The organism is Streptomyces sp. S4.7, from assembly GCF_010384365.1.
Lineage (GTDB): Bacteria > Actinomycetota > Actinomycetes > Streptomycetales > Streptomycetaceae > Streptomyces.
On sequence record NZ_CP048397.1, the window covers coordinates 6,234,170 to 6,254,262 of the forward strand.

The window sequence follows — 20,093 nt, forward strand, 5'->3', positions numbered from 1 at the left end:
GTACGGCCGTACGGGGCGGGCGCCGGTCAGCCTCCGCCGCCACCACCTCCGCAGCCTCCGCCTCCGCCACAGCCGCCACCACCGCCTCCTCCTCCTCCGTCACCGGAGCCGCCGCCCCCACCGCACCCTCCGCCCGAACCGCCGCAGCCCGAACCGCCGGAGCCGCCGCAGCCGGACCCGCCCGAACCGCCGTCCCCGAAGTCCGCACTGGCGCACCACACCACCGCGGTGGCGGCCAGATGCGGCGCGGGCTGGAAGTCACGGCCGGGCCGCATGCCCCGCGCGGCGGTCAGCTGCTCCCGCAGCAGCGGGTCGTCCAGCGCCATGTGACCGTCCACGGCGATCTGGTGGTCGGGCGTCGTGATGTGCCGGTACGCCGTACGGAACTTCAGCCGAGCCCGCACACCGGCCGCGGTGAGCCGCCGCCTGGCCAGCGCGGCACAGGCGAAGCCCGAGATGATCCCGATCATTGCCAGCGGCAGCGTCGGGATGACCGCGGGCGAGGCGGTGCTGATGAGCCGGACGATGGTCAGCGGCACGGCGAGCAGGCACACGATCGCCTGTGCCAGCCCCCAGACCGCCCACACGCGGGTCTTCCTGGCCGGCACCAGCAGGCCGCGCGCCGCCAGGGAGTCCCCGATGTCCTGGACGGCACGGCCGCGCATCACTGCGAGACGCAGCGCGTGCAGGGCGCCGTGCGGCGCCCGGTTGTGCTCATCGATGACGGCACGTTCCACCGGGTTGCGGGCGACGTCGCTGTACAGGGCGACGATGCCGGGGCCGCCGATGCCCAGCCTGCCGTCCGCGTGCATCGCGACGACGGCGGTCTCGGCGACCCTGCCCGGTCCGCCGCCGAGGAAGGCCACGTCCATGAGGTCGTGGACCTCGGTCGTACCGCCGCTCGACCGCGCGGTGATCACTCCGACGATGAGCGTGACGAAGGACAGGGGTATGGCGATCTGGAGTGTGGTGATCAGTGTGTCCACGGCCGGTCACCGCCCCACGAGTACGGAGCGGGCGGCACGTACCATACGGGTCGCGCGGCGCGGCGGTCGCGCGCCGGAGCGGTCCCGCCACCACCGGGTCAGCTCGCGGCGGGCCGTCGCGTCCTCGGGCCGGTCGGCGATGAGCAGGTGCTCGGCGAAGTCGAGCGCGTCGCGCCGGTAACCGGCGCGCATGGGGCGGGACTTGGCATAGTTGAGGAACGCGGCGTGGTATTCGGCGCCGAGGATGCGGGGGATGTCGGGCGCCACCTTGGCGACGACCTCCGCCCGCTTGCCCGCGAGGGCCCGGCTCTGCACCGCGAGCCGCCGTGAGTCGAAGCCCTCCGGGGCGGGGGTCCCGGCGACCAGGGCGGACAGCAGTGCGGTCTGTGCGAGGGCGAGCCGCTCGCGGGCGGGGTCGGTCGGCGCGTCGGCCGGAGAGGCTTCGGGCGCCCTCGGCACGTTGGATGCCTCGGATGTCTCGGTTGCCTCAACGGCCCTGCCGGACAGCGTGGTTGACGTCCGCTCGGGCCCGGGGCCGGCCAGCGTCGCACGGATCGTGTCGAGTTCGGCGGCGAGTTCGGCGGTCGGCGGGAAGTTGTCGTCCCGCTCCAGCAGGACGCCGGGCGGTGAGACCCGCGAGCGCAGCTCCGCGAGTACGTCGAGCACCGGCGTGCTCACCGGGTGGGCGTGCGTGTCGTGCCAGACGCCGTCGCGTTCGACGCCGCCCGCGACATGGACGTACGCGATGGCCTCGACCGGCAGTTGGTCCAGTGCGGTCGCCGGGTCCTCCCCCCGGTTGACGTGGTTGGTGTGCAGGTTCGCGACGTCGATCAGCAGCCGTACGCCCGTACGCTCGACCAGCTCGGCCAGGAACTGACCCTCCGTCATCTCCTCGCCCGGCCAGTTGATCAGCGCGGCGATGTTCTCCACGGCGAGCGGCACGGGCAGGGAGTCCTGCGCGATGCGCACGTTCTCGCACAGCACCCGCAGGGCGTCCTTGGTGCGGGGGACGGGCAGCAGATGGCCGGCTTCGAGTGTGGGGGACGCGGTGAGCGGGCCACCGGCCCGGACGAAGGCGATGTGCTCGGTGACCAGCGGGGAGCCGAGGGCCTCGGCCCGCTCGGCGAGATCGGCGAGACGCTTGGCGTCGGGCCGCGCGGCGCCTCCCAGGCCGAGGGAGACGCCGTGCGGGATCACGGTGACGCCGCGTGCGCGGAGCCGGACGAGCGAGTCGGGGAGATGGCCCGCGCAGACGTTCTCGGCGACGGCCTCGACCCAGTCGATGCCGGGCAGCGCCTCCACCGCCTCCGCGATCTCGGGCCGCCAGCCGATACCGATACCCAGGGCCCTCAGGCCTCCCGGATACCTCGCGTTCCCGACTTCTCCCACGTTCACCACGTGTGTCGTGCGGCTCATGTCTCCCCCTTTTTCCGTGCCTCGGCGTGCGCCGGTTCAGGGGTAATGGCCCCGCCGGGCGCCGGTGAATCCAGAGGAGGGGACGTTCAGAGCATCATTTGAGGTTCCCGTGACGGCCGGTGATCCGGCCGATGACTCACGGGCTCGCCTCGACGCTCGGCGGCGCCGGACGGTTGGTGTTGACGGCCGTCGGAGCGCCCGGCTGGGTGGAGGGCCGGGAGGTGAAGGAGCTGTCACCGGTCGGTGAGGCGGCGGGCGGTGACGGCGGGAGACTGCCGTTCGGCGGCGGCGGACCGGTGGGGCTGGCGGTCTTGGTGCCCGCCGCCTCGCGCGCGATCTCGTCGAAGTCGATGAGCCCGGTGGCCTCCAGCATCGTGATGTGGTCCAGGACCGTCTGGTTGGCGTCGGTCGCGAGCTGCCGTATGAGGGTGTTGCGTGTCGTATGTCTGACTTCTGCTATCAGTGCGAAGACCTTGCCGTGGGCGTTGCGCAGGAGGTTGGCGAACTTCCTGTCGTACTCGGCGCCGGTGGCCGCCGACAGCTCCCTGAGCCAGCCCTGCTGCTGCTCGTTGGGCTGGTTCGGCAGCGCGACGCCGAGCTTCGCCGCCACGTCGCGCGCCCGGACGTCGAGGTCGGTGTGGCCGACGACGAGATGGTCGCCCGCGTCCTTGATGGCCTGGCTGGGGGCACGCTCGATCGCCTGCTGCCCCGCGGGCAGCTCCCACAGCCCCGCGAGCCGTACCTTCACGAGGAAGTCGCGGTCCGTCGCCGAGAGCGGACCCCACTGGGTGGCCACGCTCGACGCCGCGAGATTCGCCTCCCCCGTGCCGGAACGGTCGGCGTACGACCAGACAGGAAAGGCGAGCGCCCCGACCGTCGCGACGAGAGCCGCGATGATGAGTGCCGTGCCGTTGATACGTCGCAACAAAGTGTCTCCCGGGCCGATGTACAACCGCGTACCACTGCGGAATCAACCGCGCGCTGACCGGTCGTGCAACCTACTTAGCGGTATTGGGAGATACGAATCCTGGCACGGGAATGTTCAACGTCGCAGCGCGGGATGGTCAGCGACCACCGTGGACGACCCCGGCGCGATCTCCGTGAACCCGGCGTCACGGACCAACGGCAGCCCGCTGCGGGTCAGTTGACGCCAGCGCGCGGCGTCCGGAGTGCGTACGGAGAGCGGGAATCCGGCCTCCTGCCACGCCTTGCGGTCCGTCTCCGACAGCTCCCACCAGGCGAGTTGCGCGCCGTGGCCGGCCTGAGCCATCGCCTTGCCCGCCGACATGGCGATGCCGGGGCTGAGCCAGAGCACGGGAGCGGCGGGGTCGGCGGTGGCGGGCGGGTCCTCGGGGTCGTCCAGGTCGGTGCCGGAGACCTGGAGCTTCGCCAGCTCCTTCGGCCAGCCGTCCAGCGGGACGGGCGGGAAGACCCGTACCTCCGCGTACGGGGCGAAGCCGGGACCCTCGGCCGCCACAGGTTCCCGCGCCGCCGCGGCGTCCGGCCCCGGACCGCCCACCGTGATCCCCGGCAGCAGCGACGCCTTCCGCCACTCCGCGCCGCGCGCCCTGCGCACCACCTTGCGGATCCGGGCGTCCTGCCAGTCCCGCATCGCCCGCGCCCACTCGCCGTCACCCGTCGACCGCTCGTCGGCCAGGATGACCAGGACGGCGCGGGCGGCGGCCTCCAGCGCGTCGGTACGGGTCGGTGGCGCGGCCTTCTCGATCCGTACCACCAGCGGCAGCACGAACTGCGGGGCCTCGTCGCGCGCGGTCTGCTCGTGCCGGAACGGGCTGTCGGCCGGGTCCCCGGCGCGGTCGTCCGCCGGGCCGGCCGCCCCGGCGGCGGTGTCGTCGATGCTCACGGGGCCAGTGTGCCAGCACCGACCGGCCGGATTGTTGGCGGAATGGGCGCCTCCGGGTGACCATGCTCGGCATGAAGAGCGATCTCTTTTCCAGCGAGAACATGGCGCAGCAGGCGACGACCCCCGGGATGAGCCTCCAGAACGCCAAATCCGTCAAGTACGCCGTCAACGGCGAAATGCACGCGCGTCAGGGATCGATGATCGCCTTCCGCGGCAATCTGCAGTTCGAACGCAAGGGCCAGGGCATCGGCGGCATGCTCAAGCGCGCCGTCACCGGCGAGGGCCTGCCGCTGATGGCGGTGAAGGGCCAGGGCGAGGCCTGGTTCGCGCACGAGGCGGCCAACTGTTTCATCGTCGACATCGACCAGGGCGACACGCTCACCGTCAACGGCCGCAACGTCCTGTGTTTCGACTCGACACTCTCCTACGAGATCAAGACGGTGAAGGGCGCCGGCATGACCGGTGGCGGTCTCTTCAACAGCCTGTTCAGCGGTTACGGGAAGCTCGCCATCATCTGTGAGGGCAACCCCATCGTCATCCCGGTCAGCCCGCAGGCGCCGGTGTACGTCGACACCGACGCCGTCGTCGGCTGGAGCGCCCAGCTGAGCACCTCGCTGCACCGCTCGCAGTCCGTCGGCTCGATGATCCGCGGCGGTTCCGGCGAGGCCGTCCAACTGATGCTCCAGGGCGAGGGATTCGTCATCGTCCGCCCGAGCGAGGTCACGTCGCAGGCCGCCGGAAGCTGACTCCCGCCATGGAACTGCGAGGAGTGGGCCGCCGGTACGGTGTCGGCGGCCCTGGGTGCTGCGGGGCGTCGACCTCTCGCTGCCGCCGTACAGCCTGATCCGCCTCGAAGGCACCAACGGCAGCGGCAAGTCGACCCTGCTGCGCCTGCTCGCCGGGATCGACTCGCCCACCGAGGGCTGCGTCACCGGCCGCCCCGGCCGTACGGCGTACGTCCCCGAACGCTTCCCGGTCGCCCTGCCGTTCACCGCCGCCGGGTATCTCACGCACATGGGCCGGATCCACGGACTGCGCGGGGCCGCCGCGAAGGCGCGCGCCGCCGAGTGGCTTGAGCGCTTCGGGGCCGGGGGCCACGCCCGTACGGCGCTCTCCGAGCTGTCCAAGGGCACCAGCCAAAAGGTCGCCGTGGCGCAGGCGCTGCTCGCCGGGCCCGAGTTGCTGGTACTCGACGAGGCCTGGACGGGGCTCGACTCCGCGGCCCGTACGCAACTCGATCTGGCGGTCACCGAACGCGTCGCGGACGGCGGCACGGTGGTCTTCGTGGACCACGATCCACGACGCCTGGCGGGGGCGGCCGACGCTGTGTACACGGTGGCGGGCAACGCGCTCGCACGCGGTACGGCGCCGGGCTCCCCGGCCGAACAGGGGCCGCGGGTAAGGGTCATGGTCGTCGGACCGCCGGGTGCGGCGCCGCCGGACGGACTGCCCGGCGCACCCACGCACGAGCGGGGGCCCGAGGACGGGACCGTCCTGCTGAGTGTCGCCGTCGCGCACTCCGACGCCCTGCTGCGCGCGCTGCTCGCGGCGCGCCCGCCCTGGCACATCCGGGAAGTACGTGCGCCGGCCGAGGCCGAGACAGAGGCGATGAGCACCGCACGCACCACGAGCACGACGGGGCATGCCACTTCATGACCGCACTGTTCCGCTACCACACCGCCATGCTGCTGCGCTCGCAGCGCTGGCTCCCGCCGGTCCTGCTCTGTGCGATCTTCCTCGCCGTCGGTGTCCGGAGCGGCGAGCCGGTGCTCGACTCGCTCGGTGTCGCCGCCGCCGCGCTGCTGCCGGTCGCCGCGTGGCTGGTGCGGATCTGCGTCACGCAGGAACCGGACGCGGCCCGCGTCGTCACGGCAGCCGCGTCGGGCTGCTCGCCGCGACGGCCTGTGCGGGCGCGCTCGGTGTCGTCGGCACGGCGGTCGTCACGGCCATCAGCGACCCGAGGAGCGCCGACCACCTGGTGACCGTGGCTCCGCTGCCGGCCGGGACGGCGGGGCTGCTCGCGGCCCAGGTCTGTCTGCTGACCGGTGCCACGGTCGGCGCGCTGTTCTCCCGGCCGCTGCTGCGCGGCCGTGGCTGGTCGCTCGCGGCGATCTCGCTCTTCGCGCTGCTCGCGCTGGTGACCACCGGGTCTCCGGTGAAGGCCGCGGTGACCGGCCTGGTGACCGGTTCGCGTACGGGCGTGATCCACACGCCGGGACGGTCGCTGGCCGCCGCCGCGCTGGTGGCGGCCGTGGCGGCGGCGCTGGTCTGTGTCCTCGGGGTACGGCGCGGCTGAGGGCGCGGCGTTCAGTACGCTCGGCGGTATGGGAGACGACGCCAACCGTGCCGAGATCGTCGTGTACGCGGACTGTGTGCACTGCGGAGAGCCGAGCGAGTACCCGGAATCGGTGAAGGGCATCACGCTGTGCCCCGTCTGCGAATGGCACGAGGCGCAGCGGACGGCCTGTTCCGGCTGAGGATCCGCTCCGGCCGGCGGTCGGCCGGGTCAGCCCTTGATCAGCTCCGACACCTTGACGAAGCGGTAGCCGCGCTCGCGCAGTACGGGCACGATCTTGCGCACCGCCTCGTCCGTCACCGGCGCCGCGCTCATGGTGCAGTGCATGACCACCACCGAGCCGGGCCGTACGTCGGCGAGCACCTGCTCGGCCACCGTGTCGGCGTCCGTGGCGAAGGCGTCGCCGCTGACGACGTCCCACTGGACCGCCGTCAGACCGGCCGGTGCCAGGGTCCGCAGAGTCGACCGGTCGTAACAGCCGCCGGGGAAGCGGAAGTACGGCACCACCTGGCGGACCCCGGCCTTGCGGAAGGCGCCGAAGGCCCGCTCCACATCGGCCGCCATGTCCTTCTCGCCGAGTGCCTTGAGCCCGTGGCAGTCGGCCGTGAAGGAGTGGTGGCTGTACGAGTGGTTCGCGACCTCGAACAGGGGGTCGGAGCCGATCTCCCTCGCCTGGAAGGGGTACTCCTCCACCCACCGTCCCGTCATGAAGATCGTCGAGGGGACTTCGAGGCGGCGCAGCGAGGAGATCAGGGTCGGGTTGTCGAAGCGCTCGCCACGGGCGGCGCGCGGTCCCTGGTCGGCGGTCATGTCGGCGTCGAAGGTGAGCGCGACGGTCTTGGCCGCCGTCACGGCCCCTGTCGTGCCCGTGGGGTCCGCGCCACGGAGGAAGACGGGGGTCACGGCGGGGCGCTCGGGCCCGGCCGGCTGCCGTGACGCGGGTCCGGGCGAGGGGCCGGCGGTCGGGCGCGCGTCGGTGTCGGCGCCGCATCCGGCGAGGGCGGCACCCAGCGTGGCCAGGGCGATGACTCGCAGCAGATATTTAGGCATATGGGAAAAATATAGGACTAAATGTTCATCTGGCGGTTGCGGCGCTCGAAGATTGCCGGAACACGGCACTGCGCAGCCGTGACGGACCGTGAGAAAATCTCCTCCCATTCAAGGGTGCATCAGGGGGACCGGCGGGAGCCGGGGGAGGGACGACCCATGGATGTGTTCCTCGGCCTCGGTATCGCGGGCGTGGTCCTGCTCGCCGTCGCGCTGATCTTCGACGGCATCTTCGAGGGCCTGTTCGGCGGAGTGCTCGACGGCCTGTTCGCGGGCCTGCTGTCGCTGCCCGTCGTGGCGGGATTCGTCGCGATGCTGGGCTTCGGCGGCGCGATCGTGCTCGGCACGACCGACCTCGGAGCCGGCCCGGCCGTCGCCGCGGGCGCCGTCGCCGGTGCCGTCACCGGCTGGCTGGCCTGGAAACTCAGCCGCGTGCTGATGCGCGATCAGACGGACGCCACGCCACGGGGAGCGGATCTCCTCGGTACGCCGGGGTCCGTGATCACCGCCATCCCCGCCGACGGATACGGCGAGGTGATGCTCCGGGTGGCGGGCCAGCCGGTGAAGTTCGCCGCGAAGAGCGCGGTGCCCCTGGCGCGCGGCGCCGAGGTCTGGGTGGAGTCGACGCTGTCGTCCACCTCGGTCGGGGTCCGGCCCGTCGAGCGCTGAGCCGGCCACCGGCCGGCCGGTCCACCGAGTGACCACCCCGCAGGCCCGTCGAACCGGCCATCCGCCGAACCGTCGCGCGGCAGCCGGCGTCCCACAGTCCGGCGTCCACAGCAGCCCGTACGTCAACAGGGGGAGTTCCAAATGAGTCCAGTGATCATCGCGGTGGCGGGAGTCGTCGTACTTCTCGTCCTGCTCGCCCTCGTCGTCATCACCCGCTACAAGGTCGCGGGCCCCAGCGAGGCATTCATCATCACCGGCCGCCGAGGCGAGTCGTCCACCGATCCGGTCACCGGCCGGGTCAGCACCGACAACAGCGGTCAGAAGGTCGTGGTCGGCGGCGGCGTCTTCGTCGTCCCGTTCGTCCAGCAGAAGTTCACGCTCGACCTGTCCAGCCGGCACATCCCGGTCGCGGTCCGGGGCGCCGTGACCCTGCGGGGCGTCAAGGCGCATCTGGAAGGTGTCGCGATCGTCAAGGTCGGCGGCAACGAGGACGCCATCCGAGCCGCCGCACAGCGGTTCCTGCGGCAGCAGAAGGGCATCGTCGGCTTCACCCAGGAGGTGCTCTCCGGCGCGCTGCGCGCCATCGTCGGCCGGATGGCCGTCGAGGACATCATCCGCGACCGCGCCGCCTTCGCCGGACAGGTCGCCGAGGAGGCCGAGGCGAGCCTGTCCGGCCAGGGCCTGATCCTGGACGCCTTCCAGATCCAGGACATCACCACCGAGGGCTCCTACCTGGAGGACCTGGGCCGGCCCGAGGCCGCCCGCGCCAGGCAGGAGGCGGACATCGCCGAGGCGATCGCCAAGCGGGCCTCCGAGCAGGCCAGGCTCAAGGCCGCGGAGGAGATCGCGGTGGCGGAGCGGACGTTCTATCTGAAGCAGGCCGAGATCAAGGTCGAGACCGAGGCGGCCAAGGCCAAGGCCAACGCGGCCGGACCGCTCGCCGAGGCCGCGCGCCAGCAGGAAGTCCTCGGCGAGCAGGAGAAGGTGGCGCAGCGTCAGGCGGCACTGACCGACCGTCAGCTCGACACCCAGGTACGCAAGCCGGCCGACGCCGCCCGCTACCAGGCCGAGCAGGAGGCCGAGGCCCGCAGGATCGCGCAGGTCAAGGAGGCCGAGGCGGACGCGGAGCGGTCGCGGCTGACCGGTGAGGGCGAGAAGCTGCGCCGTGCGGCGCTCGCCGAGGCCGTACGGATCGAGGGTGAGGCGGAGGCCGACGCCATCACGGCGCGCGGCAGTGCCGAGGCCGGGGCGATGCGGAAGAAGGCCGACGCGTTCGCACAGTACGGCGACGCGGCCGTGCTCCAGATGCTCGTCGAGGTGCTCCCCGCCGTCGTCGCCAAGGCGTCGGAGCCGCTGAGCGCCGTCGACAAGCTGACGGTCATCTCCACGGACGGTGCGAGCCAGCTCTCGCGCACGGTGACCGACAATGTCGCGCAGGGCATGGAACTGCTGTCGTCGACCACCGGGGTGGACCTCGCGGAGCTGCTCAAGGGGCTTACGCGGCGGGCGGGTTCGACGGTGCCGGCCAAGGCCGCCGGGGCCGGGACGGCGAAGGCGCCCGAGAGCAACAAGAAGATCGAGATCAGCGGCTGACGAGCCGTTCGCCGACCGGCCGGGAGGAGTCGGGCGGCAGAGGCCGGCCGGACAGCTGTCCGGCCGGCCTCCGTCGTGTCGGCGGCCGGCCCGCTGAACGCAACTCCCGCGTCGCCCGTATCAAGGGGTCACTCCGTAATCCCCACAGGAGGCGACGAGTTGAGTCACAGGCGGATATCCAAGAGCAAGGCCATTCTCGCGGGAGCCGGGGCGGTGGGTGTCGCGGCAGCGGCCATCCTGCTGCCGAACGCCAACGCGTCACAGTCCGGCACGGACGACGGCGCGGGCGACGGCGCCCGGCAGAACGCGAAGACGGTCAGCGCCGCGTCGGCGCCGGAACTCGTCGCGCGGCTGTCCTCACAGCTCGGTGAGGAGTACGCGGGGGCGTACTACGACGCGCAGAAGAAGCAGGTCGTGGTGAACGTCGCCGACGGCGACGACGGTGAGTCGACCGCACGGGTGCGCGACGCCGGCGCCGTGGCGAGAAGCGTCCAGAACAGCATGGGCGAACTCCGGTCCGCCACCGGTACGTTGAGCCGCGACGCCACCATCCCCGGCACCGCGTGGGCCGTCGACCCCCGGACCAACCAGATCCTCGTCACCGCCGACACCACCGTCACCGGTGAACGCTGGGACACCCTGGAGTCGACCGTGCGCTCACTGGGCGACGGTGTGGCCCGCATCCAGAAGTCGGCGGGCGAGTTCAAGCCGTTCCTGGAGGGCGGCGACGCCATCTTCGGCGGCGGCGCCCGCTGTTCGCTCGGCTTCAACGTCACCACACAGGACGGCACACCCGGATTCCTCACCGCCGGACACTGCGGTGTCGCGGCCGAGCAGTGGTCCGAGGACCAGAACGGCGCGCCCGTCGGTACGGTCCAGGCCGCGACGTTCCCCGGCGACGGCGACTTCGCGCTCCTCACGTACGACGACCCGGCCACCCAGGCACCCAGCGAGGTGGACGTCGGCAACGGACAGACCGTGCCGATCAGCCAGGCGGGTGAAGCCGCCGTGGGCCTCGAAGTGATCCGGATGGGCAGTACCACCGGGCTGGCGGACGGTACGGTCACCGGGCTCGGCGCCACGGTGAACTACGCGGAGGGCTCCGTCAGCGGGCTCATCCAGACCAACGTCTGCGCGGAGCCGGGCGACAGCGGAGGCCCGCTGTTCACGGCGGACGGCACCGCGATCGGTCTGACGTCGGGCGGCAGCGGTGACTGCACGTCGGGCGGCGAGACGTTCTTCCAGCCGGTGACGACGACGCTGGCCGCGGTGGGAGCGGAGATCGGCGCGGGCGGCGCGGACGCGGGTGGCGGCGAAGAGGGTGTGGAGGCCGGGTCCGGCCACTGACCGTGGGTCCCCGATCGCCGGACCGGCGATCGAGGACGACCCGGCCACCGGGGCGGACCCGGCAACCGAACCGGTCACCGCGCCGGAACCAGGGCGTGTCCGGAACGTAGCGCCGTCCGCCCACGGGGCGGGGCCTGCGGCGGCGACGCGGCGAGGTGCCGTGCCGCGCGTCGCGGGCCGGGCGGGACTTTCCGGACGAGCCCTAGCGCCAAGGCCCCGTGATCGCGAACGTCTTGCCCGGTGTGTAGGAGTTCAGGTACATCGTGTCGCCGTCCGGTGCGAACGTGACACCCGCGAACTCACCCCACTCCGGCTCCTCGGGTGTCCCGATGTCCTCCGCCGCACGCGCCATCTCGTACAGCTCGCCGTGCCGCGTCAGCCCGTACACGTGCTGCGCGCCACCGCCGTCCTCGCACACCATCAGACCGCCGCTGGGCGCGAGGCAGATGTTGTCGGGGGACTCGCCGGGCATCTGGATGTCGGTGTCCGGGCCGAAGGCGATCACCAGCGTGAGCCGGCGCCGCTGCGGTTCGTACTTCCACACCTGCCCGTAGTGGTCGGCCGCCGAGCCCTCGGCGCTCTTCGCGAAGCTCGACACGAAGTAGACGGCCCGGTCGCCCCAGTAGCAGCCCTCCAGCTTCTGGGCGTGCGTGATGCCCTTCTTGCCGAAGTCCTGGAGCCGGATGGGCGTCTCCTTCGCCTGCGAGTCGGGCACGGGCACCCACTCGACACGGTCGAAGCTGGCGCCCGTCTCCTGGACGACCGACAGATCGGGTACGCCGGGGACGCGCATGGCCTCCAGCGTGCCGCCCGCGCGCAGCGACCCCAGGCCGCCCAGCGGCTTCTCGGGCAGGAAGCGGTAGAAGAGCCCGAAGGGCCTCTCGAACGCGTCCTCCGTCTCGTACACCACACCCGTACGCGGGTCGATCGCGATCGCCTCGTGCTGGAAGCGGCCCATCGCCTTCAGCGGTACAGCGCCGGTGCGGTGCGGATCGGCGCCGTCGACCTCGAAGATGAAGCCGTGGTCCTTGGTGTAGCCGTTGGTGCCGGCCTTGTCCTCGGTCTCCTCGCAGGTGAGCCAGGTGCCCCAAGGGGAGGGCCCGCCCGCGCAGTTGACGGCGGTGCCGGCGATGGCGACGCGCTCGCCGAGTACGTTGCCCTGCCCGTCGAGTTCGAGCGCCGTACAGCCGCCCTTGCCCATCGGGTCGTACGTCAGACCCTCGACGGTCGGGACGCCGATCTTGCCGTCGGCCCTGTTCTCGTGGTTGCGGACCAGATGCACGCGTCCGCGCCGGCCGGCGAAGGCGGCCATGCCGTCGGGATTGCTGGGGACTTCGCCCTCGCCCGAACGCAGCTCGTCGCCCGTTCTGGACAGGACGCGGTAACGGAAACCTTTCGGCAGGTCGAGCAGGCCGTCCGGATCGGGGACGAGCGGGCCGTAGCCGCTGCGCCCCATCTCTTGTGCGACGGCGGTGCCGGCGAAGAGCTCCGACACCGCTCCGGTGAACGCGATTCCGGCGACCGATGCTCCGGTGGCCAGGACCTGACGTCGTGTTGCGGACATGAGGCAACTCCCTGTTGGCGGACAGGAGACGTGACCCGCACGTGTGTATCACGGGTGTCGTGCACACGTGAACTGTGCGGGCCACTGAGCCTGATGTGTCCTGAGAGATCAGCGGTTCAGCGGATTGGCAAATCCCAGGGTCCGCGGACCGTGTTTCAGGCGAGCGAGGCGGTGAGCGTGATGCTCGTGCCCGCGAGCGCCTGGCTCACGGGGCAGTTCGCCTTGGCGTCCTCGGCGGCCTTGACGAACGCCGCCTCGTCCAGGCCCTCGACCTCACCCTGAACGGTGATGTGGACGCCGGTGATCCCGGTGCCGGGCACCAGCGTCACCTCGGCCTGGGTGGTCAGCTTGGTCGGCGGAGTGCCGGCCTTGGCGAGACCGTTGGACAGGGCCATCGAGAAGCAGCTGGAGTGAGCGGCGGCGATCAGCTCCTCCGGGCTGGTCTTGCCGTTCGCCTGCTCGGCGCGGGAGGCCCAGGAAACCGGCTGCTCGGCGATGCCGGAGGAGTCGAAGGTGACGACGCCACTGCCCTTGAGGAGGTCGCCTTCCCAGACGGTGTGTGCCTGGCGCGTGGTAGCCATGGTGATGGGAACCCTTCTGTATCGGGCACGCGGGAGCTGATCGAACGCACCTCGCGCGCCGCACATCGTTACGGGACCGAACTTACTCGGCGAGCAGGCCCTTTGCGTCGCGTGCCAGGGCGGTGAGACGGGAGATCGCACGGAAGTACTTCTTCCGGTAGCCGCCGTTCAGCATCTCTTCGCCGAACAGCCGGTCGAAGGGCAGCCCGGAGGCGAGGACCGGTATCTCCCGGTCGTACAGCCGGTCGGCGAGTACGACCAGCCGCAGCGCCGTCGACTGGTCGGGCACGGGGCCCACATCGGTGAAGCAGGCGGCCCGCAGACCCTCCGTCAGCGCGCCGTACCGGCTGGGGTGGACGGTGGCGAGATGGGCGAGGAGGGACGGGAAGTCGTCCAGGCTCGCGGCCCCGGTCGCGTGCGCGGCGCGCGTCACCTGCTCGGTCGTGAGCGGGGCGGGGGCCTCGGGGAGTCCCCGGTGCCGGTAGTCCTCGCCATCGATGCGCAGCGGGCGGAAGCGCGCGGAGAGCCCCTGGATCTCGCGCATGAAGTCGGCGGCGGCGAAGCGGCCCTCGCCGAGCTTGCCGGGCAGCGTGTTGGAGGTCGCGGCGAGCGCCACGCCCGCCTCCACGAGCCGGCTCAGCAGGCTCGATACGAGGACGGTGTCGCCGGGGTCGTCCAGCTCGAACTCGTCGATGCAGAGCAGCCGGTGGCCGCCGAGGGTCTTTACGGTCTGCTGGAAACCGAGCGCGCCGACGAGGTTCGTCAGCTCGACGAAGGTGCCGAAGGCCTTCTGCTCGGGGGCGGCGGGGGTGGCGTGCCAGAGGGAGGCCAGCAGATGGGTCTTGCCGACGCCGTAGCCGCCGTCGAGGTACACGCCACGGGGGCCGGCGGTGTGGGCGGTGCCGGCGGACTTCCGGCCGAACCAGCGCCGCTTGCCCTGCGTGGTGTCCGCGGTGCCGCCGAGACCGGCGGCGAAGGTGCTCAGTACGGTGACGGCCTCGGTCTGGCTGGGCTGATTCGGGTCGGGGACGTACGTGTCGAAGCGTACGGAGTCGAATCGCGGCGGCGGCACCATCTCGCCGACCAGCCGCTCTGCGGCGACCCGGGGTGTGCGGGCGCAGAGCGATACGGGGCGGGAGGCGGGGAGGGCGGGGGAGGCGGACACGGTGCCCAACTCTAGAGCGTGCGGGTTCGTCTGCCTGCGGGTGCCTTGTCCTCAATCGCCGGACGGGCTGGTGGTGGAGCGGGTCGGATCCGGCCCGACCGCCCGTCGTGGGGTGTCCTCAATCGCCGGACGGGCTTGAAATGCGCGCCTGGGCCGGGCTCGCAAGTTCCGGATGCCGACGGGGAACGGCCCGCCCCGGCCTCTGTCGCCGAGGCCGGGCACAGTCAGCCCGTCCGGCGATCGAGGACACACCCCCGTCCGGGAGAACGTTCCACGTCCGGGCCCGGCCACCCATGAACCGGTCCGGCGCTTGAGGACAGGACCGCCCCGCAGGGCACCCGCTGCGGCCACCCACCAGCCCGTCCGGCGCTTGAGGACGAGGCCGCCCACCCGGCCCGAGGTCACCGCGCGTGTCAGACTGCGCGCATGCGACGCCTGTATCCCGTGCCGTCCGAGCCGACGCCAGACCACGAGTGGGCCCTGGACGGCCTCGCCGAGGCGTACGCGTATCCCGAGCCCCGCGAAGACCGGTCCTGGCTGCGCGCCAACATGGTCTCCACGCTCGACGGCGCCGCCCACCACGACGGCCGTTCGCAGGCCATCTCCTCCGACGCGGACATGCGGATCTTCGGCACCCTGCGCGCGCTCGCGGATGTCGTCCTCGTCGGTGCTGAGACGGTTCGCCTGGAGGGCTACCGGCCCGCCCGCGCCCGCGAAGCCTTCGCCGAGCGGCGCGCCGCCGCCGGGCAGGCGCCCGCGCCCGCGATCGCCGTCGTGAGCGCGAGCCTGAACCTGGACTTCTCGCTTCCGCTTTTCGTCTCGCCCCTCGTCCAGACGCTGATCCTGACCGGCGCCGCCGCGTCCCCCGACCGGATCCGCGCCGCCGAGCAGGCGGGCGCCCGGGTGCTCGTCGCCGGGGACGGGCCGGGCGTCGAGCCGCCCCGCGTGATCGCCGCCCTGGCGGAGATGGGCCTGAAGCGCCAGCTCACCGAGGGCGGCCCCCGGCTGCTCGGCCAGTTCGTGGCGGCCGGCGCACTGGACGAACTCTGTCTGACGGTCTCTCCTCTCCTCGCCGCCGGCGGCGCGCAGCGCATCACGGGCGGCCCGGACCTCGCCGACCCCGAGCGCTTCGCCCTGGCGGCGGTACTGGAAGAGGGCGGGTTCCTTTTCACCCGATACCGCCGGATCTGACATTGGGCGGAATTTCTCGTTCCGGTTAGCTTCCGCTGGGCACACTTACCCAGGCAGACCCCGTGCGGACGCGGGGAAGGATGGTTTCCGCAGCGGGCCTCACCGGCCCCTGAACGTTGAAGGGCGCCTGCCGTGTTCACAAGCGTATTGATGATCGAGAAGCCCCTGTCGTCCGTGGACGTCGACTTCGTGACCACGCTCCACGGCGAGGAGAACGTCACCTTCATCGTGCTCATGCAGCCCCGCGGCGACCAGGCGGACGCGCTGCTGCGCGCCATCGACGACGTCGCGTTCGGCGAGCTGCGGGAGGCCGGCCGCGAGGGCGAGGAGCCCGAGGGCGCCGCCGCCCGCGGCCCCGCCGAGCTGGCCCTCGCCCACTCCCTGGCCGCCCTGAAGGCGGCCGGCCGGGAGGCCACCGGCCTGGTGGTCGAGAACCACCCGCTGGACCACCTCGAGTCCGTCGTCGAGCAGTCGGCCGCCGACGAGGTGATCGTCCTCACCGAACCCCACTACGTGGAGGAGTTCTTCCACCGGGACTGGGCCTCGCGCGCCCGCCACAAGGTCGGCGTCCCGGTGCTCAAGCTGTTCGCGCACGGCGCGGAGGACGGCAACGCCGAAGGGTGGGCCAGGGGGGCGGGCGGAGCCGGCCGGAGCGAATAGGCTGGGGGACCGCCGGCGGCGTGGTTACGGCCGGCAGCACCGCACCCCCGCCGCGCGGACCGCACCGCACCGCACCGACCGCACCACCCTGGGAGAACACGTATGGCACCCGGTATCCCCACCGCCATGGAACGGCCGCACTTCATCGGCATCGGCGGCGCCGGAATGTCTGGTATCGCCAAGATCCTCACCCAGCGGGGCGCCAAGGTCGCGGGCAGCGACGCCAAGGAGTCCGGCACGGCCGAGGCCCTGCGCGCCCTCGGCGCCACGGTCCACATCGGCCACGCGGCGGAGCACCTCGCCGACGACGCCTCCTGCGTGGTCGTCTCCAGCGCGATCCGGGCGGACAACCCGGAGCTGGTACGGGCCGCCGAGCTGTCCGTCCCCGTCGTCCACCGCTCCGACGCGCTCGCCGCGCTGATGGGCGGCGGGCTGCGGTCCATCGCCGTCGCCGGCACGCACGGCAAGACGACGACGACCTCCATGCTGGCCGTCGCCCTCACGGAGCTGGGCCTCGACCCGTCGTACGCCATCGGCGGCGACCTGGACGGACCCGGCACCAACGCCAGCCACGGCGACGGGGAGATCTTCGTCGCCGAGGCGGACGAAAGCGACCGCAGCTTCCAGAAGTACGACCCCGAGGTAGCGATCGTCCTCAACGTCGAACTGGACCACCACGCCAACTACGCCTCCATGGACGAGATCTACGAGTCCTTCGAGACGTTCGTCGGCAAGATCGTCCCCGGCGGCACGCTGGTGATCGCGGCCGACCAGCCCGGCGCTGTCGAGCTGACCGCGAAGGTCGGCGACCTGTCGACGGTCAAGGTCGTGACGTACGGCGAGGCGGCGGACGCCGACGTACGCGTCCACAAGGTCACCGCGCGCGGTCTGACCAGCGAGGTCACGGTCGTCCTCGCCGGCCGCTTCCTCACCTTCACGGTCTCCGTCCCCGGCCGCCACTACGCCCACAACGCGGTGGCCGCCCTCGCGGCGGGTGTCGCGCTCGGCATCCCGGCGCACAACCTCGCCTCCGCGCTCGGCAAGTACACCGGCGTCAAGCGCCGCCTCCAGCTCAAGGGCGAGGCGAACGGTGTGCAGGTCATCGACTCCTACGCGCACCACCCCACCGAGATGACCGCCGACCTGGAGGCGATGCGCGCCGCCGCCGCCCCCGGCTCCCGGCTCCTCGTCGTCTTCCAGCCGCACCTCTTCTCGCGCACGCAGGAGCTGGGTACGGAGATGGGTCAGGCCCTCGCCCTCGCCGACGCGTCGGTGGTGCTGGACATCTATCCGGCCCGCGAGGACCCGATCCCCGGTATCACCAGCGCGCTGATCATCGAGGCGGCCACGGCGGCGGGCGCGGACGTACGCTCCGTACACGACAAGGGCGCGGTGCCCGAGGCCGTGGCGGGAATGGCGAAGCCCGGTGATCTCGTTCTCACCATGGGGGCCGGCGACGTCACGGACCTGGGTCCGGAGATCCTTGCCCGGCTGTCCCACTGAGGCGCACCACCCGAGGCCCGAGAGAGGAAGTCATGGCGTACGACATCGACAAGCCCGACGAGCAGTGGCGCGAGGAGCTGTCACCGGCCGAGTACGCGGTGCTGCGCCAGGCCGGTACCGAGCCCGCCTTCGTCGGTGAGTACACGGACACCAAGACGGCCGGTGTCTACTCCTGTCGCGCGTGCGGCGCGGAGCTGTTCCGCTCCGACACGAAGTTCGAGTCGCACTGCGGCTGGCCGTCGTTCTACGACCCGAAGGACAGCGACGCGGTCGAGCTGATCGAGGACCGCACGATGGGCATGGTCCGCATCGAGGTCCGCTGCTCACGCTGCGGCTCGCACCTGGGCCACGTCTTCGAGGGCGAGGGCTACCCGACCCCGACCGACCAGCGGTACTGCATCAACTCGATCTCACTGCGGCTGACGCCCGACGAGGCCTGACGACCGACCGCCCTGCCCGACTCTTCTAGGGGTCGGGCAGGGCGCACGTCAGGCTTCGGCCGCCGCGTACGTGACGAAGCTCGTCCAGGCGCCGGGGGCGAGGGCGAGTTGGGGGCCCTCGGTGACCTTGGAGTCGCGGACGTGGATGGTGGTGGGGCAGGCGGCGACCTCGACGCAGGAGTCGCCGTCGCCGGTGCTGTAGGTGGACTTGTGCCAGGAGAGGGCGACTTCGACGCAGTCGTCTCCGGAGCCGCTGCTGTAGCTGCTCTTGAACCAGGCCAATTCTGTGGTGCTCATAGCGCTCCTCGCATCTGCCGTAGCAGGCTCAGGGAGTCCTCCAGGGGGAGAGCCTGTGAACGCATCCTGGCATATCGCATCTGGAGCGTGCTGACCACTTTCGGGTCAGTGATGAGCTGGCCGCTTTCCTGACCCTCGCAGTAGGCGAGCCAGCGGTTGTCCGGGGTCTCCAGCAGTCGCATCGGACCGTGCAGCCCCGCATGGTCCTCCTTCACCTGCGGCATGAGCTGGATCTCGATGTTCCTCCGCTCGCCGAGGGTGAGGATGTGGTCGATCAGCTCCCGAGTCACGTCGTCACCACCCGTATTGCGTAGGAACAGGTGCTCTTCGAGGATGAAGCTGTACGACGTGTTCGGGCGCTCCCGGAGCAATCGTTGGCGCTCCGTCCGAGCCGCCATTTGTGTCTCGATCTGGTCGTCCCCGAGCGGCGGAAGCTGGTTGACGAACAACTTCCGCGCATACGCCTCCGTCTGCAACAGCCCCGGAATCAAACGGCATTCGTACGTGTAGAGGCTCAGCGCCTCCGCCTCCAGCTTCGCCCACTGGCGGAACCACCGTGCCAGCCCCGGCTGTCGGGCGAGATGTCTCGCCGCACCCCGCAACGCGCCGAACGCGTCGAGGACTTCCTCCGCGCGCTCCACGAACTCCAGCGTCGGGAACCGGCGGCCCTGTTCGATGGAGGCCACCGTCGGTACCGAATACCGCACCCGGGGCGCGAACTCCTCCTGCGTCAGCCTCGCCCGTTTCCGGAACGCCTTGACCACCGCGCCGAACGCCTTCAGGCTGTCCGACGTCTCCGGTTCCTCGCCACCCGTCACTCCTCCGCCCGTACCGCCCACACCGTCAGTCATACGGCTGCCTCCCGTGCGCACCTGTCCCTGGCCGGTCACCCACAACGCGGCAATGCTCACGGACAGTGACCCACACTGTCTACCCTCCGTACCCGTACGCTGACGTGTTGTACGGGTTCGCGAGCTGGCTCGATCACCCCGCTGACCTCGACGTTGGTGCCATGAACGCACCCGTCACCCCCCAACAATCGGGCACCGTACGTCTGTTCACGCAGCGTTTCAGTTCCACGCCCCTCGGCGCCCGGCTCGCCCGCCACCTTGCTGTCCACCAACTGCACGCCTGGAACATCCCCTACGGCTCCGAGGTCTCGGAGGCCGCCGCGCTCGTCGTCGCCGAGCTGGCGGCCAACGCCGCGACCCACGGCCGAGTACCCGGCCGGGACTTCGAGTTGGGGCTCCGGCTCGCGACCGCGCCGGACGTCCTGCGGATCGAGGTGTCCGACACCCGTGGTGAGCGCCGGCCGCCGGGTCCGGGGCGGCTGCCGCCCACCCCGCCGGTCGACGCGCGCAGCGGGCGTGGGCTGTTGATCGTGGAGGCGCTGGCCAGCCGGTGGGAGGTGGTGGACCGGGTGCCGGTGGGCAAGACCGTACGCGCGGAACTGGACCTTCCGCACTGAACGGGC

General features: G+C 71.6%; 21 protein-coding genes and 1 pseudogene. 12 read left to right on the forward strand and 10 right to left on the reverse strand.

The window, feature by feature from the left end:
- Positions 1-26: 26 nt before the first annotated feature.
- From SSPS47_RS36060 to SSPS47_RS27790, 4 genes are all read right to left on the reverse strand, one after another.
- The gene (locus tag SSPS47_RS36060) at positions 27-986 is read right to left on the reverse strand and encodes a TIGR04222 domain-containing membrane protein (RefSeq protein WP_203557936.1); all 960 of its coding nucleotides are present in this window, start codon (positions 984-986) and stop codon (positions 27-29) included.
- A 6-nt stretch (positions 987-992) separates the two neighbouring features.
- Complete coding sequence (locus SSPS47_RS27780) at positions 993-2,402, reverse strand: DUF692 domain-containing protein (RefSeq protein ID WP_164253339.1); 1,410 nt, start codon at positions 2,400-2,402, stop codon at positions 993-995.
- A 136-nt stretch (positions 2,403-2,538) separates the two neighbouring features.
- The gene (locus SSPS47_RS27785) at positions 2,539-3,327 is read right to left on the reverse strand and encodes a DUF4142 domain-containing protein (protein WP_203557937.1); all 789 of its coding nucleotides are present in this window, start codon (positions 3,325-3,327) and stop codon (positions 2,539-2,541) included.
- A 117-nt stretch (positions 3,328-3,444) separates the two neighbouring features.
- Positions 3,445-4,260 carry a peptidyl-tRNA hydrolase gene (locus SSPS47_RS27790; protein WP_239065343.1) on the reverse strand — a complete coding sequence of 272 codons (816 nt, stop codon included), beginning with the start codon at positions 4,258-4,260 and terminating at the stop codon, positions 3,445-3,447.
- A gap of 77 nt (positions 4,261-4,337) precedes the next feature.
- Between SSPS47_RS27790 and SSPS47_RS27795 the strand changes: the two genes are divergently transcribed.
- The 4 genes and pseudogenes from SSPS47_RS27795 (at position 4,338) to SSPS47_RS34930 (ending at position 6,743) form a co-directional block, all read left to right on the forward strand.
- Positions 4,338-5,012: an AIM24 family protein gene (locus tag SSPS47_RS27795; RefSeq protein ID WP_164253342.1), complete on the forward strand. Its 675-nt coding sequence runs from the start codon at positions 4,338-4,340 to the stop codon at positions 5,010-5,012.
- A gap of 55 nt (positions 5,013-5,067) precedes the next feature.
- Positions 5,068-5,922, forward strand: a complete 855-nt coding sequence (locus SSPS47_RS27800; protein ID WP_239065081.1) for an ATP-binding cassette domain-containing protein — start codon at positions 5,068-5,070, stop codon at positions 5,920-5,922.
- Positions 5,919-6,562, forward strand: a pseudogene (locus tag SSPS47_RS27805) (ABC transporter). Before SSPS47_RS27800 ends, SSPS47_RS27805 begins: the two are co-directional and overlap by 4 nt.
- A gap of 28 nt (positions 6,563-6,590) precedes the next feature.
- Positions 6,591-6,743: a hypothetical protein gene (locus tag SSPS47_RS34930; RefSeq protein WP_187280138.1), complete on the forward strand. Its 153-nt coding sequence runs from the start codon at positions 6,591-6,593 to the stop codon at positions 6,741-6,743.
- 29 nt (positions 6,744-6,772) lie between these two features.
- On the opposite strand, the gene SSPS47_RS27810 is transcribed toward SSPS47_RS34930, so the two are convergent.
- The gene (locus SSPS47_RS27810) at positions 6,773-7,612 is read right to left on the reverse strand and encodes a polysaccharide deacetylase family protein (RefSeq protein ID WP_164253343.1); all 840 of its coding nucleotides are present in this window, start codon (positions 7,610-7,612) and stop codon (positions 6,773-6,775) included.
- Positions 7,613-7,768: 156 nt separating this feature from the next.
- Between SSPS47_RS27810 and SSPS47_RS27815 the strand changes: the two genes are divergently transcribed.
- The 3 genes from SSPS47_RS27815 to SSPS47_RS27825 all read left to right on the forward strand — a co-directional run bounded on the left by SSPS47_RS27815 (position 7,769) and on the right by SSPS47_RS27825 (position 11,218).
- Positions 7,769-8,278 carry a hypothetical protein gene (locus tag SSPS47_RS27815; protein ID WP_147875127.1) on the forward strand — a complete coding sequence of 170 codons (510 nt, stop codon included), beginning with the start codon at positions 7,769-7,771 and terminating at the stop codon, positions 8,276-8,278.
- Between the two features lie 141 nt (positions 8,279-8,419).
- The gene (locus SSPS47_RS27820; RefSeq protein ID WP_164253344.1) at positions 8,420-9,871 is read left to right on the forward strand and encodes a flotillin family protein; all 1,452 of its coding nucleotides are present in this window, start codon (positions 8,420-8,422) and stop codon (positions 9,869-9,871) included.
- Between the two features lie 159 nt (positions 9,872-10,030).
- The gene (locus SSPS47_RS27825) at positions 10,031-11,218 is read left to right on the forward strand and encodes a S1 family peptidase (RefSeq protein ID WP_164253345.1); all 1,188 of its coding nucleotides are present in this window, start codon (positions 10,031-10,033) and stop codon (positions 11,216-11,218) included.
- A 202-nt stretch (positions 11,219-11,420) separates the two neighbouring features.
- Here the strand turns inward: SSPS47_RS27825 and SSPS47_RS27830 are convergent, their stop codons facing one another.
- The 3 genes from SSPS47_RS27830 to zapE form a co-directional block, all read right to left on the reverse strand.
- Complete coding sequence (locus SSPS47_RS27830; protein WP_164253346.1) at positions 11,421-12,782, reverse strand: alkaline phosphatase PhoX; 1,362 nt, start codon at positions 12,780-12,782, stop codon at positions 11,421-11,423.
- Positions 12,783-12,937: 155 nt separating this feature from the next.
- Positions 12,938-13,363: an OsmC family protein gene (locus SSPS47_RS27835; protein WP_078074482.1), complete on the reverse strand. Its 426-nt coding sequence runs from the start codon at positions 13,361-13,363 to the stop codon at positions 12,938-12,940.
- Positions 13,364-13,445: 82 nt separating this feature from the next.
- A complete protein-coding gene (gene zapE, locus SSPS47_RS27840) occupies positions 13,446-14,528 on the reverse strand; it encodes a cell division protein ZapE (RefSeq protein WP_239065082.1) in 1,083 nt (360 codons plus the stop codon).
- A gap of 426 nt (positions 14,529-14,954) precedes the next feature.
- Between zapE and SSPS47_RS27845 the strand changes: the two genes are divergently transcribed.
- The 4 genes from SSPS47_RS27845 to msrB all read left to right on the forward strand — a co-directional run bounded on the left by SSPS47_RS27845 (position 14,955) and on the right by msrB (position 18,322).
- Positions 14,955-15,719, forward strand: a complete 765-nt coding sequence (locus SSPS47_RS27845) for a pyrimidine reductase family protein (RefSeq protein WP_164253348.1) — start codon at positions 14,955-14,957, stop codon at positions 15,717-15,719.
- Positions 15,720-15,851: 132 nt separating this feature from the next.
- Positions 15,852-16,379: an indole-3-glycerol phosphate synthase gene (locus SSPS47_RS27850; protein WP_239065083.1), complete on the forward strand. Its 528-nt coding sequence runs from the start codon at positions 15,852-15,854 to the stop codon at positions 16,377-16,379.
- Positions 16,380-16,481: 102 nt separating this feature from the next.
- Positions 16,482-17,882, forward strand: coding sequence for a UDP-N-acetylmuramate--L-alanine ligase (gene murC / locus SSPS47_RS27855; RefSeq protein WP_164253349.1), 1,401 nt, complete (start codon positions 16,482-16,484; stop codon positions 17,880-17,882).
- A 32-nt stretch (positions 17,883-17,914) separates the two neighbouring features.
- Positions 17,915-18,322: a peptide-methionine (R)-S-oxide reductase MsrB gene (gene msrB, locus SSPS47_RS27860; RefSeq protein WP_164253350.1), complete on the forward strand. Its 408-nt coding sequence runs from the start codon at positions 17,915-17,917 to the stop codon at positions 18,320-18,322.
- Positions 18,323-18,370: 48 nt separating this feature from the next.
- Here the strand turns inward: msrB and SSPS47_RS27865 are convergent, their stop codons facing one another.
- Positions 18,371-18,619 carry a DUF397 domain-containing protein gene (locus SSPS47_RS27865; RefSeq protein WP_164253351.1) on the reverse strand — a complete coding sequence of 83 codons (249 nt, stop codon included), beginning with the start codon at positions 18,617-18,619 and terminating at the stop codon, positions 18,371-18,373.
- Positions 18,616-19,470: a helix-turn-helix transcriptional regulator gene (locus SSPS47_RS27870; protein WP_164253352.1), complete on the reverse strand. Its 855-nt coding sequence runs from the start codon at positions 19,468-19,470 to the stop codon at positions 18,616-18,618. The genes SSPS47_RS27865 and SSPS47_RS27870 overlap by 4 nt, the downstream gene beginning before the upstream one ends.
- A 161-nt stretch (positions 19,471-19,631) precedes the next feature.
- Here SSPS47_RS27870 and SSPS47_RS27875 point away from each other — a divergent pair, with 161 nt between their 5' ends.
- Positions 19,632-20,087, forward strand: coding sequence for an ATP-binding protein (locus SSPS47_RS27875; RefSeq protein ID WP_164253353.1), 456 nt, complete (start codon positions 19,632-19,634; stop codon positions 20,085-20,087).
- Positions 20,088-20,093: the final 6 nt, after the last annotated feature.